This is a genomic window from Acinetobacter sp. YH16031, assembly GCF_013417335.1.
Classification (GTDB): Bacteria; Pseudomonadota; Gammaproteobacteria; order Pseudomonadales; family Moraxellaceae; genus Acinetobacter.
In genome coordinates this window covers 41,180-56,688 of sequence record NZ_VPED01000007.1, presented here as the reverse complement: position 1 = coordinate 56,688, position 15,509 = coordinate 41,180, and the positions used below count along the sequence as shown (strand labels likewise).

The window sequence follows — 15,509 nt, the reverse complement described above, 5'->3', positions numbered from 1 at the left end:
GGGAGATTAATTCAATTCATGCACCAATAAAGCAAATTTCATGCCAACTTAAGGAGCAAAAATCAAAACAACACAAATGACAAAGATTTAGCCTACAAAAGGAAAATTATGATTATTTATAGTGCGTATTTTTTGCACCAAAAGCGCACATTTATAATAAAGATAAAGTGTCCGTGCGCTATTTTAGACCGGCCTAGTTAAATGGATCACTAATCTCGTTTTCTTGAGGCCGAGAATTGCCATTTGATGAGCGCGGACTTCCTTCGACATGACTTTGAGATTTCTGTACATCCACTACATTACCTTCCTGATCACGTCGAACAATCGTGGTACTCGTGGTGCTTTCTTTAGGGGTGACCACAGGGGCTGAAGGTTGAGCTTTCGGTCTGATCTGTACGGATTCATCGACTTTCGGTAAAGGTACATTTTTCAACTGAATTTCATAAAGTTTTTGATTACTTGCCAGTTCTTCCGAACCCATACTGTTGACTAGACTGGCATATTGTTGCATGGCCACAACTTTAGGCTGGACGGATTTAGGCAGATTCAGATTGAGCGCTGATAAAGCCTGTTGAGCTTCTGCTGCGGTTTTATACAGACCATATAACAATACATATTGTTCAGGCTGGTTCTCACCCGAAAGCCTTAAATAAACAAAAGGCTTACGATCCTGTTGCTTTTTCAGGAAGGTTTTTAGAATGGCTTCATTACCTACACGAAATAGCTCAATCGCATGCTGTTTCTTTACTTCACCAATATATTTGGTTCCACGGAATTCAGGCTCATGACTAACATTGACAACAATTCGAGTATTGAGATCAAGAGGCTTAACCTCATCAGAAAGTGCACCAAGATGGGTCATAGAGGCTACTTTTTCTGGTTGAATCTGTAATTCAACTTCCGTTTCCGGCTTCTTCTCTACTTCTACAACTTCATCTGTATCAGCGATAGCCCAAAAAACCAAGGCAGCAAATAGACAGCATACGCCACAGACCAGCCAGAAATAATGCTGAATCTTTTGCCAAGGAGTACGTAATGCTGTCATAAAAATTTAAACCTATGCCTGATGAGCTAAAATCGCCTGTTGCATCAACTCGACATCAAAGTCTCGAGTAATAACCGCTTTTCCAAGTTGCTGCAATAATACAAGACGAAGCTGCCCATTTAAAACTTTCTTGTCGTGAGCCATATAAGCCAGGAAATCGTCAAGTGGGATTTTAGGACAAACAATAGGTAATTGCGCACGAGAAATGATTTTTTTTGTACGCTCAAGGTCTTCTAATGAAATCCAGCCCATGCGATGGGATAAATCTGCTGCCATCACCATACCGGTTGCTACCGCTTCTCCGTGCAGCCATTCACCATACCCTAGATAAGACTCAATCGCATGACCGAATGTATGACCGAGATTAAGTAAAGCGCGCTCACCCTGCTCTTTTTCATCATTGGCTACAATACGAGCTTTATGTGCACAAGAACGATAAACTGCTTCGGCCAGCAATTGCTCATCACGGGCAATAAGACCTTCCATATTGGCTTCCAGCCAGACCAGAAATTCTTCATCTCCGAGCAAGGCATATTTGATCACTTCAGCCAAGCCTGCAGACAGTTCACGATCTGGTAAAGTTGACAGCTGTGACATATCTGCCAACACCACTTGTGGCTGCTGGAAAGCACCAATCATATTTTTACCCAGTGGATGATTAATGCCAGTTTTACCGCCCACGCTGGAATCCACTTGAGAGAGTAAAGTCGTTGGCACCTGAATAAAATAGACACCACGCTGGAAACAGGCAGAGGCAAAACCGGCCATATCTCCAATAACACCACCACCGAGTGCCAGAACCGTACAGTCGCGGTTAAAGCCTGCCTCAAGCAATGCATCAAAAATTAGGTTTAGATGCTCAATATTTTTGTATTTCTCACCATCTGGCAAAATACAGGTCGCCACAGTTTTACCCAAATTTTCCAATGCAGCCTTATAGCGATCCAGATAGAGTGGTGCCACCGTCTCATTACTGACAACCATCACCTGCTTGCCATGAATATAGGGCTCAAGCAATTCCTGAGGATTCAAGTTACTGCCAATAAAAATAGGATAACGACGTTCACCGAGTTCGACATATAAGGTTTTCATGAGGGGATAACCACTTTTTCAACTGAACTTATTTTTTTGGAAGGATGAGATTCAGAATACGCTGCGCCAAATCTCGTGCAGCCCCCTGATTGGTCTCAATGATGTAATGTGCGACTTCCCGGTATAACGGATCCCGCACTGCAAGCAGATCTCTGAGTTTCTGTTCAGGATTTTCGACTTGTAACAAGGGACGGTTTTTGTCGCGATAGGTTCGCTGAAGCTGAATTTCAACTGGAGTGTAAAGATAAACAACGATACCTCGCTGCTTTAAATAATCCCGATTAGGAGCCTGAGTAATTGCACCACCACCAGTTGCAAGTACCAGCTGTGGGCGTGAGGTTAACTCATCAATTACAACAGTTTCACGATGACGAAAACCCTTTTCACCCTCTTTTTCAAAGATCCAGGGAATCGTAGCCCCTGTTTTCCGCTCAATTTCATGATCGCTGTCCAGAAATTCTCGTCCTAACAGTTCTGCTAAATGTCGTCCTACTGTTGTTTTACCGGCCCCCATCGGCCCTACCAAATAGATATTTGGCAGGGTTTCAAACTCTTTGCTTGGCAAGGAGTCACCTATTCATTTTGTTAAATTCAAAATATATTAATGATTTCTTGAAACACTGTCATTAACAATTCGAGGTGTAACAAAAATCAGTAGCTCACGTTTGTTATCCGATTTTACATCTTTACGGAATAAACGACCTAAATAAGGTAGATCGCCCAAGAAAGGAACTTTAGTTTGTGCATTTCGAGTTTCTTGCTCAAAAATACCACCAAGTACTACTGTTTCACCATTATCAACCAGTACATTAGTATTGATCTGGTTTTTATTAATCGTTAACTGTCCAGTAGGTGTCGGATTTCCTGGTGAGTCACTGGTAATATTCAACTCCATCTGCACTTTACCATCTGGTGTAATACTTGGCGTTACATCTAAACTTAAAGTTGCATCAATAAATTCAGTAGTTGACACTGCATTAGCACCACCACCTTCTGCGGACTGATAAGGAATTTGTGAACCGGAGGCAACGGTTGCTTTTTGCTTGTCAGCAGTGAGTACTTTCGGTGTAGAAATTACTTCACCATAACCATCTGCTTGAAGCGCAGAAAGTTCAAGATCGAGCATAAAATCTGACAGACTAATTAAACCAAAGGCGATGCGACTTGCTCCCGGACTAGTTACACCTAGATCCACATTAAGGTTATCCGGTCTCTGAATTTCATAGGTCCACCCCCCTCTTTCACTATCAAATTCAGGCTCCCTCAAATCCCAAAGAGTCGTATCACTACCACCAACAAGAAGGTGATTATTATTGGTAATCCCTTGAGAGAGAATTCCCCATTTCACTCCCATTTCTTTGGTAAAGTCAGTCGTTGCACGCACAATACGTGCTTCTACCATGACTTGCTTTACTTGGACATCAAGCAGATCAACCATATTACGAATTTTATCAATGAAAGGCTGGGTATCATTCACAATAATGGTATTGGTACGAGCATCAATAGAGATAGAGCCACGTGAACTTAATAAACTTTCTTTATCGTCGTTATTAGTACTATTACTTGAATTACCTGATCCTGATGCACTTTTATTTTGAGTAATCAGTTTTTCAATATCTGCCGCTTTTGCATAACTGAGTTGCATATATTCAGTTTGAATTGGTGCAAGTGCAACGCTTTGTTTTAAAGCCTTGGCTTCTTCTTCTTCAGCCTTAATCAATTCTGCCACTGGTGCAATCCAGATCACATTACCATTACGACGTTTATCCAGATTTTTGGTTTTTAATACAATATCTAAAGCCTGATCCCAAGGCACTTCTTTGAGGCGTAAGGTAATATTACCCTGTACGCTATCTGCAGCAACCATATTGATATCGGTAAAATCGGCTAATAATTGTAGAACTCGACGAACTTCAATATCTTGGAAATCGAGGGAAATTTTCTTGCCTGTATAAGCGACTGATTTAGGACGTAATGGACCCTTAACTTCTGGACGCTTCAAACTAATCGTCAGCTTATTATCCGTCTGGAAAGCCATATATTCATAACTTTCTGCAGACTGAATAGTAATTACACCTGAACCATTTTGATTGACTGCATCTACGGTTGAAACAGGCGTGGCAAAATCATTCACATTCAAACGTCGGGTCAAATGTGCCGGAATCTTGGAGCCCAGAGCCCGCACAATCACTTTGGTTCCCTGCTGCTGTACATCGACTGGTGTGTTCTGACCTGCCAGATCAATTACCACCAGTCCTTCACCTTGCGCACCCCGCTGAAAACCAATATTAGTAATCCCCTGAGCGACCTGCTGTTGTACAGGCTGAGCAATAGCGACTGGAGTGGCAGAATTAATTTTTAAAATAAAGGTATTGCCTTCCACACGCGTCGTAAATGCACCTGCATTAGCGAGATTCACTGTCAGGCGAGAACGCTGTGCATCTGAGCTAATATCCACTGAACTGGCTTCAGCAGTTGCGACTGGAATACTAGACTGTTTTAGATTTTGTTGTGCCTCATTAAAATCCAGAATCAGGCGTGATGGAGATTCAAGCTGATAAGCTTGAGGCTGAGGTGGCAAGCCATTAAACATCACTCGGATTTCAGTTCCCTGCCCAGGAATCTGCATTGGCACCACATTGGTCATTGAAACCTGCGCACTCGCTGCTTGCATCACAGCAATCGCGACAGCCCCCATAGAAAACTGACGAAACACATGATTCATTGTATTAGCATCCCCAAAAATAAATTCTTTAATACTCTTATTCATTTTTATTCCTTAAAACTTATGGCGCTGGCCCAATCAAAACCAGACTTCGTGGACGTTCCACATATCCCTCACGGCCATCTGGAATAATCTCAATCAAGTCAATCTGTGTCGGCGTAATTCTCGTTACACGACCATGATTAAGTCCCATATAGCTGCCACGTTGTATCCGTTCAATTTCCCCATCAGGCGTTTGAATTAGAGCCAGAATCTGCCCCGCCTGATTCCGCATACTGCCTTTCATACTTAAGGTTTCGAGTGGATAACTCTCTAAAGGCTGTAATTGGCGTGACAAATTTGGATAAACTCGCTTACCCGCCATAATTTTCAATTCAGCTGCTAAAGAGCTCGGCAGGAAAGGACTTTTCAGCTGATGAGCTGCGTAATTAAACATTTCTGTCGGAATAAAATCCGGCGCCGGTTCAATTGGTAATGGTGGTTGATTACGAATATTGGCCATTTCCTGATTGACTGCATCAATTCTTGATTCGCAGCCCACCAATAAAAATCCAAGCGTTAAAGCTGAAGTAATTTTAATAATATTCATTACTGAGCTCCCTGCGTATCAGTTGTAGCCGGAGTAGATGAAGCATCTGCATTACCTACATAACGGTAGGTTTTCGCTTTTACTACATAATCAATGACAGGAATTTCAGATTTCTTTTCTTTATTTTCAGTTCCCGTAATCGTGAAATCATGCAGCGTAACGATACGCGAAAGCCCTGCAATACTGCTCACAAAAGAACCAAAGGCATGATAATCCCCAGTGGCTTCAATCGCGATTGGCTGTTCAATAAAGAATTCCTGCTTGATTTCAGGTTCAAGACGAATATTCTTGAATTTCAGTCCGGAGTTCACTCCACTCAGGTTAATATCTTCCACCAGACCAGGAATTTCTGTTTCTTTCGGCAATTGTTCCAATTGCTGATTAAAACGTGCTTCCATTTCTTGCAACTGAATCTGGTACTGCTGTAAATTACGCAGCTTGGATTCCTTTTCCCGGAATTCATTTAACAGGTTTTGTTCTTGAGCACTGGCTTGTGAAATCGCTTCTATCTTGCCGCGAATAAACCCGAAATACCCCAGCATAAAAACCAGAATAACAATAAAGATCCAGCAGGTAATTTTGACTGATAACGGCCAGCTACCATAATTATTTGGATCTAGTGTATTGAATTGTTGAAAGAATTTTTCAACTGTCATTTTTTTTCTAGGAACAGCCACTACGTCTTGGCTTAATTCATCGAATCCGTCATTACTCATGATGATGCCTCCGCTGTAGTTGTGGCTGGTGTTTGTCCTTCTTTAAGTGTTGGCTCAGCGATTTGATCCAGATCAACCGTGACCGTAAAGCTGCCATAAGATTCTTCCACTCGGGGAATCACTGATGATGGCGCTTTATCTTTTGGTTCTTCAGCAACCAGGAAAGCATTCATAAATGCATTACGATACCAGGTAGAAGCCTCCAGATTACGTAGCAATTCAGCCACTGTATTCGGACTTTCCGCCTTACCTTCAATGGTGAATTTATCGCCGGTACGCTGGAATTTGGTAATGTACATATTGCTTGGTGTGACCCGTACAATTTCATCAATCAGGTGAACTGCGATCGGCCGTTGAGTCTGTAAACCCTGAATCAGCTTCATACGTTCAACAATTGCATTACGCTGGTCTTGTAAACCATCCAATGCTTTCAGCTGTACATCCAGATTCTGGTTAGTACTGACCACCAGCTGATTGGCCTGTTCCTGATCCTGAAGTTTTTGATCGTAATAGAACCAGGTTGAACCTGCTGCTGCCAATCCTAGAAAAAGTGCCCCTGCGCAAATCGCTACAAATTCATTATTTCTTTTAATTCTTAGCTCATCGCGCCAAGGGAGTAAGTTAATCTTTGCCATTAATCAAAACTCCTCAATGCCAAACCACATGCAACCATGAGTGAGGACGCGTCATTTTCAATTTTTTTAATATCAATTTGAGGAGAAAAGCCCATTTGCAGGAATGGATTGGCAATGGTGACCCGGTAGCCGAGTTTTTGCTGTAATAGTTTTGCCAGACCTGGAATATTGGCATTCCCCCCTGCCAATAAAATATGGTCAATCTCGTTAAACTGAGATGAAGAGAAGAAGAACTGTAATGAACGCGCTGCCTGCTGCACGACTGCATCTAGAAAAGGTTCCAGCACTTCGATATCATAATCATCGGGTAAGGCACGGGTTTTTTTAGCACGTCCTGCTTCCTCAAAAGACAATCCATAACGGTTCTGGATTTCCTGAGTCAGCTGCTTACCACCAAAAACCTGCTCACGAGTATAAATGATCTTGTTATTCTGCATGACGGACAAAGTCGTCATACTATGACCAATATCCAGGATCCCGACAGTATTTACCCCCATCGGCAAGGTGTCTGAAAATACCTTGAATGCATTTTCTAGTGCAAAACTCTCGACATCTGCAATTTTTGGATTGAGATTGGCAATTTGCAGTACTTCAGAACGCGCTTCAACATTTTCGATTCGGGTTGCTACTAACAGGACATTGACCCGGTTCGGATTGGTTAAACGGTCTGGCAAGACTTCAAAGTCCAGACTGGCTTCATCAAGTGGGAAAGGAATATATTGTTCGGCATCTTCACGAATCTGAATTTCACGTTCATCATCCGACATATCGGCATCCATTTCGATGATCTTGGTGATGACCATAGAAGTTGGAATCGCAAAGGCTGACTGACTAGACTGGGTATTGGCCAAATTAATCGCACGCCCCAACGCATCACCCACCGCTTCTGGATTTAAAATGTTTTTTTCAACGACACTACTTTCTGGTAATGGGACCAAAGCATAACTTTCTACCCAGTACCTACCGTTCTTTACAGAGAGCTCTAAAACTTTAACAGAAGTCGAACTAATATCGACTCCTATTAACCCCTTATTTGGCTTACGATATAACCTGCGCACAATACAATTCCTATTATTTTTTTATCCCCAATAAAAACAAACTCACCAATCTGTGCCGGCCTATAATTTTATATAGATACAATAACTCATCTAACAATATGCATATCTAAAGGATATACTGACCGGTAATTAGTTTGCCATTAGCTCTTATTAAAACTTACTTGTTATGAAAAAGCTATCTTGTTCAGGCCTTGTTCATCCATTTTTTTTGATCATTATCATTATTTTGATCTCAATTCCGATGGGTTTCTATGGCATGTATCTCTATATTGCCCCATCTTTGCCTGAAATGTCTACGCTTAAAAAGGCACCTTTATTAAAGCCTTTACAAGTTTTTAGCTCAGATAATGAGCTCATTGCAGAGTATGGTGGCAAGCTTTCTGTTCCTGTGAATTATGAACAGATTCCGAAAGAATTTATTTACGCCTTCCTCGCTGCAGAAGATTCCAGTTTCTTCGAACACAGCGGGATCAGCTTTAAAGGCTTAGGACGTGCAGTCAGTGAAACCATTACCGGCTCTGATGTACAGACTGGTGGTTCGACCATTACCATGCAGGTCGCTAAAAACTACTATTTAAGTCCCGAACGTACTTTAAAGCGTAAGCTGACTGAAATTTTCCTGGCACGTAAAATAGAACAGAATTTAAGTAAAGAAGAAATTCTAACTTTATATGTCAATAAAATTTTCCTCGGGAAAAATGCTTATGGCATCGCGGCAGCAGCGAAAATCTATTACAACAAAAGTTTAGATGAGCTTTCGATTGCACAAATGGCGATGATTGCTGGCCTACCTAAAGCACCTTCTCGTTATAATCCGGTGGCTAACCCTAAGCGTGCACTGGAACGCCGCAACTGGATTTTAGGTCGTATGCTGCAACTGGGTTATCTGAATCAAAGCCAATATCAGGAAGCGATTGCTGAACCGATTAACCTGGATATGCCTGACCGTAGTACCCGCAACAAATTTCCCTACGTCGGTGAAATGGTTCGCTCTGAACTGGTAGAAAATTTTGGTGAACAGGCCATAGATTCAGGTTATAAAGTCTATACGACGATCCACAGTGAACGTCAAGCTTACGCTGAGCAGGCAGTACAGGATGGTTTAGAAGCTTACGACCGTCGTCATGGCTGGCGAGGTGCTGAGGCTCATGATCAACCTCTGCAAAATTTCCGTGTCTATGCCAACACTTACCCTGCTGAAGTGACCAAGGTCAATAATAATAGCTTTGAAGCGTTGATGCAGGATGGTACAACCGTAACTGTGCCTTGGTCAGGTATGTCTTGGGCTCGTCCTTATCGTAGTGCAGATAGTGTAGGTACTGCACCAAGCAGAGCCTCACAGATTGTTAAAGTTAAAGATATTGTTCGTTTAAGACCTAATGAAAATAAAAGTTCCTGGGCACTGGTACAAACACCTCAGGTACAGGGCCAATTAATTGCATTGAACCCGAATAATGGTGCGATTGAAGCCATTGTCGGTGGTTATAATTTTTATCAATCCAAATTTAACCGCGCGACTCAAGGCTGGCGTCAGCCGGGCTCAACCATTAAACCCTTTGTTTATGCTCTGGCTTTAGAACGTGGTATGACTCCGCATACCATGGTCAATGATGCGCCTATTACCATTGGTAAATGGAGTCCGCGTAATTCGGATGGCCGTTATTTAGGGATGATTCCTTTACGTCGTGCTTTATATCTGTCACGTAACACGGTTTCAGTACGCCTATTACAAACTGTTGGTATTGAGCGTACACGTCAGTTATTTATGGATTTTGGCTTGCAGGATAACCAGATTCCACGTAACTACACCATTGCTCTAGGTACACCTCAGGTTTTACCAATCCAGATGGCTACTGGTTATGCTACGTTCGCCAATGGCGGTTATCGGATTCAGCCACATTTTATTACGCGGATCGAAGATGCCTATGGCAAGACTATTTTTGAGGCTAAGCCTGAATATGCCTGCATCTCGTGTATTAATGCTCAGGAAGAAAGTCCTCAACCAACAGCCGCACTCACTCCTGATGATGAAGCCATTGAAATCAATAACAAAACCTTAGCACAGAAACCAGAGACACCAAAAATCTCGGCTGAAGACAGTAACTACCGTCAGGCAGAACGTATTTTAAAATCTAGTTCTGCTTATGATATGGCCAATATCCTGCGTGATGTGATTCAGCATGGTACGGGACGTGCTGCTTTAAGAATTGGTCGTAGCGATATTGGGGGTAAAACCGGTACCACCAATGATGCCAAAGATGCCTGGTTTGCAGGTTTTAATGGCAAACTGGTCACCGTTGCCTGGGTCGGTTTCGACCAGCCAAAAACTTTAGGTCGCCGTGAATACGGTGGCGTGGCAGCCTTACCAATCTGGACCGACTTTATGGGGAATGCCTTAAAAGGTACACCAGAAGCTTGGGTTCGCCTGGATCGTAACGCTAAAGCACCAATTAACCGTAATAAAGTAGTGCAAGGTGAGCAGGAACAACATGATCCGTCTTCTCCACCTTTAGCGACGCCTCTGTATCGCCCTGCCCCGGTTGTAGCACCTAAACGACAAAGCAATGATTTTGAAGATTTGCCTGATCAGGAAATCCGCATACCGGATGATGAAAGAGTGGCACCAAGAGACCAGCCACTACAGCCAAATCGGGTGGTGGATCCTTTGGAAAACTTGATTGAAGAAATTGAATAATCTGAACCAATAAAAAATCCCTCATTATTGAGGGATTTTTTATTTCTAAATGCCCGATTTACTTCTTCTGAAATACATAAATCTGGAATTGGGCCATTAAATCGAATTGATCCTGCTGCTCAAGTGCCAAACGGCGTTCAGGTTTGGCTTTATAAGCATAGGGAGTCATAGCAATCAGGTTTTTTAAATCCGCTTGAGGCAAAGTCATTGGCGCATCAATCACCTGTTCACTTACCAGATTAAATACATCCTGCAACTGCTCAACAAATTTATGTGGTTCATGTGCTTTCACTTCCTCAAATAAGGCTTCCCGCATCGCATACAAATGTTGTGGTGCAGGCGTCACTACCATCAAATAAGATTTTGGCTTTAATACCCGCAATATTTCTTGTTTCGGAATCGGACTAAATAAGCTGGTACAGAGATCAATGGATTGATCCAATACCGGCAAGGTTGCCCCTGTCCCTACCACCCAGGTAATTTCTTTATTCAGTTTAGCTGCGACCTGAACTGCATTTTTGGCAATATCTACGCCGACACATTGCATGACTTCAGCCTGCATGGCATTAGTGTAATAACCTTCACCACAACCAATATCGAGCAGGTTTTCAATCCGCAGCTCACGGATTTTCTTGACCACAGCATGTTGCAAAGGCGCATAATGACCTGCACTCAGAAATGCACGGCGTGCCTGCACAGATTCAGGCGTATCGCCCGGATTTTTACTATGTTTATGCTGCACCACATGTAGATTCACATAACCCTGCTTGGCTACATCATAGCTATGCTGATTGTCACAGCGCCATGTACGTTCATTTAAGCGTAACTGCTCACGACAAACAGGACACATCAGTAGGTTCATTTTTTAATTTCTCCAAAACAAAAAAGCCGGCATGCGCCGACTTTTTCAAATGCATTTCTTAGCGTAATTTTAAGGTCATTAGGCCCAAAACTACCAGCATAATCGTAATAATCCAGAAACGGATGACGACTTGAGTTTCACGCCAGCCTTTCTTTTCATAATGGTGATGCAGCGGTGCCATCAGGAATACCCGTTTATTACGCATTCTTAATGAACCGATTTGCAGGAAGACTGAAATTGCTTCCACCAGGAATACACCTGCCATAATCGCAAACACGATTTCCTGACGCACCATCACAGCAATCGTACCCAGCATTGCACCTAAAGATAACGCCCCTACATCACCCATGAACACTTGAGCTGGGTGAGCGTTATACCAGAGGAATGCCAGACCGGCACCAATCATCGCAGCGCAGATCACTACCAGTTCAGAAGAATATTTTACATAAGGGATATGTAAGTAGTTAGCGAAACGTACATCGCCTGCCAGATAAGCAAATACCCCTAAACCTGCCGCAACCAGGACAATTGGCATGATTGCCAGACCATCCAGACCATCAGTCAGGTTTACGGCATTGGATGCACCATTAATCACGAAGTAAGTGAAAATAATGAAGCCAATTCCCAACGGAATCACGGACAATGGAATGGTGTGATCCTTAAAGAATGGAATCAGCACATCCAGCATATTGGCAGTCACAACCGGATTCGATTGCTGCTGTGCGATGACATATAGTGCAATACCAGCACCCAAAGAACCCACTGATGTCCAGAAGAATTTCTTGCGTGCAGGTAAACCGGCATTGTCTTTATAACGGATTTTAATCCAGTCATCCGCCCAACCAACGGCACCAAAAATCACCATCACCGAGAGTACAATCCAGACATAAGGATTCGTCAGGTCTGCCCACAATAAGGTAGAGATCCCGATCGAGAGCAGGATTAGCACCCCACCCATGGTCGGTGTGCCCATTTTCTTGGCATGATTCTCAGGAGCAAACGAACTTACTGCCTGACCATATTTTAGTGCCTGCAATTTGCGAATCATGATCGGACCCAAGACCAAACCGATAGTCATAGCAGTCAAAACGCTGAGCAAAGCACGTAAAGTTAAATAACGAACCACCTGAAACGTGCTATCAAAGCCCGCCAGCTGGTCAAATAGCCATAACAGCATTTAGAGTTTCTCCATCAATGCAGCCATTAATGTTTCCATATGGGTAAAACGCGACCCTTTAAATAGAAAAGACATTGGCTGGGGATGATGTGTTTCAATCAAATCAATTAAAAATGGTAAAGCCTGCTCCTGATTGAGGAAAGCCTGCATCTTCTTACCATATTGCGTACTACGTGCACCTTCTTGTGCAGCTGGAGCAAATTCACCCACAGCCACCACAAAATTAATGCTTTTGACCGATACCAGATCCCGACCAAGTTTATAATGCTCGATCGCGGCAGATGAACCCAGTTCACCGATATCACCGGTCACCATCACTCGAATACCCTGCTGCTGCGCTAAAACTTCAGCCGCTCCACGCATCGAGCTTGGATTGGCATTGTAGGTATCATCAATAAATAAAAAATCTTTGTGCGGAATAAAGTTCAAACGACCTTTGGCACCAACAGCCTGTTCAAGGCCAGCCACGATATCATTCAGACTGATACCAATCGCCAAAGAAAAAGCCACCGCTGCAGTTGCGTTTTGCACATTGTGTTCACCAGCAAATGGCAGATTTACGGTTTTACTGCCTTGCGGTGTATTTAGTGTGAAAGTCGCAGATTGCGGATGTAGTTCTACGTCAGTTGCATAGACATCACCGCCCTGACCAAAACTCAAAGTTTTCTCAGTTTTGACGGCTGCACGGATTTGCTCGGCATAATCATCAGCTGCAGGCACAATCGAAGTTTCAGAAATATGCGAATAGATTTCAGACTTGGCGCGACAAATCCCATCACGGCCACCAAACTCACCTAAGTGTGCGGTACCGATATTAATGATACCGGCCACATGCGGCTGTACCAGGTTGGAAGTGTAATCAATTTCACCCTGATGGCTTGCACCCAGTTCCATCACTGCATACTGATGTTCAGCACGCAGTTCCAGCAACATCATTGGGACACCCAAATCATTATTCAGGTTACCGCGAGTGACTAAAGTCGGTGCCAGACGTGACAGGATACTGCCCAGCATTTCCTTGGTCGTGGTTTTACCGCTACTGCCAGTCAAAGCAATGACTTTAAGCTGTGAGTTTTGCTGACGACGATAAGCGCCAAGATGACCCAGTGCCAGACGAGTGTCTTCAACTACTAGCTGGCAAATATTTGCATCAACAGGTCGACTGACAATTGCGATTCCACAGCCCTTCTCAGCCACTTGGGCGATAAAGTCATGCGCATCAAAATGCTCACCTTTGAGTGCCAGAAAAACATCACCTGCTTCGGCATGACGGGAATCAGTTAAAATCCGCTTAATCTGGCCTTCAGGTTTTTTATCATTCAGCCAATAACCCTGAGTGGCTTGCTGTAACTGTTCAATTGTCCATGGCTCTAGAGGCACGGTACTTGTTGTTGAAGTATGCATGTAAAATCCTAATGCGCTGGAAATGCTAAATCACGGTTGTGATGCTGGGCATCAATCGCGGCCTGTACCTCGACCACATCATCAAACCAATGTCGCACCCCATCAATCTCCTGATAATTTTCGTGTCCCTTACCGGCAATCACCACAATGTCACCTGACTGTGCCTGATCGACTACAAAGCGGATTGCTTCACGACGGTCATGAGTTTCATGATAGGTTTTGCCTGAAAAATCGATACCCTGCTTCATGTCAGCGAAAATCTGGTTTGGATCTTCAGTACGTGGATTGTCCGAAGTCAGCACTGCAATATCAGCACCTTCGAGGGCCGCTTGAGTCATCAACGGGCGTTTACCACGATCACGGTCACCGCCACAACCAAAAGTAACCCAGAGTTTTTGACTGACATGGCGCTTCAGCGTAAGCAAGACCTGAGTGAGGGCATCTGGAGTATGTGCATAATCCACAACAAATAAACGCTCATCATCACGAATGACCTGCATACGGCCTGGGGCACCTTTCAGCTCGGGCACAGTTGCGATTAAATCGGCTAATGCAAAACCGGCTTGCTCTGCCACAACCAGGCTGGCAACCAGATTTTCGATATTAAAATGACCCAGCAAAGGACTATGCACAGTAAATGTATCTTGTGCAGTGATCAGTTTGAATTCAGCACCGGAAATACTGTACTGGATATCCTGAACCTGATAATCAGCTGCTTGCGACAAAGAATAAGTCAGAATTTTCGGCTGATTCGGATTGGCTTTTGCAGTATTCAGCATCACCTCTGCATGTGCGTCATCAATATTGATGACTGCAACTTTCAGAGATTCAAAGCTGAATAAACGCGATTTTGCTTCTGCATAAGCTTCCAGCGTACCGTGATAGTCGAGATGGTCACGACTTAAATTGCTATAAGCCGCAATTTCAATCGCACAACCATTCAGACGACCCTGCTCCAGACCATGCGAACTCGCTTCAATTGAAGCAAATTCCGCGCCTGCCTGTGCATAGGCATGCAAGGCATTTTGCAATTGCAGGGCATCCAGTGTGGTATGAGAAGAGGCTTCCAGATTCGGCAAAATACCATTCCCTGTAGTCCCCATAACTGCACAGGCTTTGCCTTGCAGCATTAATAACTCAGCAACCAGACGGGAAATCGTGGTTTTACCATTGGTGCCGGTCACGGCCAGAATACGGGCAGCCTTGACTGGCTGAGTCGCTTGCAGATAGCGCTTTTGCCACTCGCCCATCAAGTGACGGACATTGGGTACTACCAAAGCTGGAGTAACACCCAGCTCCTGTTCAGAAATCACCGCTAACGCGCCTAATGACAGGGCTTTCTTGGCATATTCTGCGGTTTTTTCAGGTTGAGACAAGCTGGTCAGAGCAATAAAAATTTGCCCCAATTTGACTTTGCGGCTGTCCAGTTCGAAACCCTGAAAGGATTGTCGCATCCATTCAGCAGGTTCTTGAACGGCGTAGAGATCTTGAAATGTAATGGACATTGATCA

General features: G+C 43.6%; 13 protein-coding genes. 1 reads left to right on the top strand and 12 read right to left on the bottom strand.

Features of this window, described 5'->3' with window-relative positions; genetic code table 11:
- Positions 1-193: 193 nt before the first annotated feature.
- From FTV31_RS05160 to FTV31_RS05125, 8 genes are read right to left on the bottom strand one after another with little or no spacing between them, the layout of a single operon-like run.
- Entirely contained in the window at positions 194-1,045 is an 852-nt protein-coding gene (locus tag FTV31_RS05160) for a hypothetical protein (RefSeq protein WP_180013428.1), read from the bottom strand.
- 12 nt (positions 1,046-1,057) lie between these two features.
- Entirely contained in the window at positions 1,058-2,137 is a 1,080-nt protein-coding gene (gene aroB / locus FTV31_RS05155) for a 3-dehydroquinate synthase (RefSeq protein ID WP_180013427.1), read from the bottom strand.
- Positions 2,138-2,165: 28 nt separating this feature from the next.
- Entirely contained in the window at positions 2,166-2,702 is a 537-nt protein-coding gene (aroK, locus tag FTV31_RS05150) for a shikimate kinase AroK (protein ID WP_005233593.1), read from the bottom strand.
- Between the two features lie 36 nt (positions 2,703-2,738).
- On the bottom strand, positions 2,739-4,907 hold the full coding sequence (gene pilQ / locus FTV31_RS05145; protein WP_180013425.1) for a type IV pilus secretin PilQ family protein: 2,169 nt from the start codon (positions 4,905-4,907) through the stop codon (positions 2,739-2,741).
- A gap of 16 nt (positions 4,908-4,923) precedes the next feature.
- Positions 4,924-5,451 (bottom strand): pilus assembly protein PilP, encoded by a 528-nt coding sequence (locus tag FTV31_RS05140; protein ID WP_034169727.1) that lies wholly within the window; start codon positions 5,449-5,451, stop codon positions 4,924-4,926.
- Complete coding sequence (locus tag FTV31_RS05135; RefSeq protein ID WP_180013423.1) at positions 5,451-6,167, bottom strand: type 4a pilus biogenesis protein PilO; 717 nt, start codon at positions 6,165-6,167, stop codon at positions 5,451-5,453. Before FTV31_RS05135 ends, FTV31_RS05140 begins: the two co-directional genes overlap by 1 nt.
- Positions 6,164-6,802, bottom strand: a complete 639-nt coding sequence (locus tag FTV31_RS05130; RefSeq protein WP_005233586.1) for a PilN domain-containing protein — start codon at positions 6,800-6,802, stop codon at positions 6,164-6,166. The genes FTV31_RS05135 and FTV31_RS05130 overlap by 4 nt, the downstream gene beginning before the upstream one ends.
- Positions 6,802-7,860 (bottom strand): pilus assembly protein PilM, encoded by a 1,059-nt coding sequence (locus tag FTV31_RS05125; RefSeq protein WP_180002742.1) that lies wholly within the window; start codon positions 7,858-7,860, stop codon positions 6,802-6,804. Before FTV31_RS05125 ends, FTV31_RS05130 begins: the two co-directional genes overlap by 1 nt.
- A gap of 166 nt (positions 7,861-8,026) precedes the next feature.
- On the opposite strand from FTV31_RS05125, the gene ponA reads away from it, so the two are divergent.
- A complete protein-coding gene (ponA, locus tag FTV31_RS05120) occupies positions 8,027-10,555 on the top strand; it encodes a penicillin-binding protein PBP1a (protein WP_180013421.1) in 2,529 nt (842 codons plus the stop codon).
- A gap of 58 nt (positions 10,556-10,613) precedes the next feature.
- On the opposite strand, the gene FTV31_RS05115 is transcribed toward ponA, so the two are convergent.
- Genes FTV31_RS05115 through FTV31_RS05100 form a run of 4 tightly spaced genes read right to left on the bottom strand, consistent with a single transcriptional unit; the run spans position 10,614 to position 15,503 of the window.
- Positions 10,614-11,417: a putative RNA methyltransferase gene (locus tag FTV31_RS05115; RefSeq protein ID WP_180013419.1), complete on the bottom strand. Its 804-nt coding sequence runs from the start codon at positions 11,415-11,417 to the stop codon at positions 10,614-10,616.
- A 58-nt stretch (positions 11,418-11,475) separates the two neighbouring features.
- The gene (gene mraY, locus FTV31_RS05110; RefSeq protein WP_179992183.1) at positions 11,476-12,594 is read right to left on the bottom strand and encodes a phospho-N-acetylmuramoyl-pentapeptide-transferase; all 1,119 of its coding nucleotides are present in this window, start codon (positions 12,592-12,594) and stop codon (positions 11,476-11,478) included.
- Entirely contained in the window at positions 12,595-13,998 is a 1,404-nt protein-coding gene (murF, locus tag FTV31_RS05105; protein WP_180013417.1) for a UDP-N-acetylmuramoyl-tripeptide--D-alanyl-D-alanine ligase, read from the bottom strand.
- 8 nt (positions 13,999-14,006) lie between these two features.
- A complete protein-coding gene (locus FTV31_RS05100; RefSeq protein ID WP_180013415.1) occupies positions 14,007-15,503 on the bottom strand; it encodes a UDP-N-acetylmuramoyl-L-alanyl-D-glutamate--2,6-diaminopimelate ligase in 1,497 nt (498 codons plus the stop codon).
- Between the last annotated feature and the right edge of the window lie 6 nt (positions 15,504-15,509).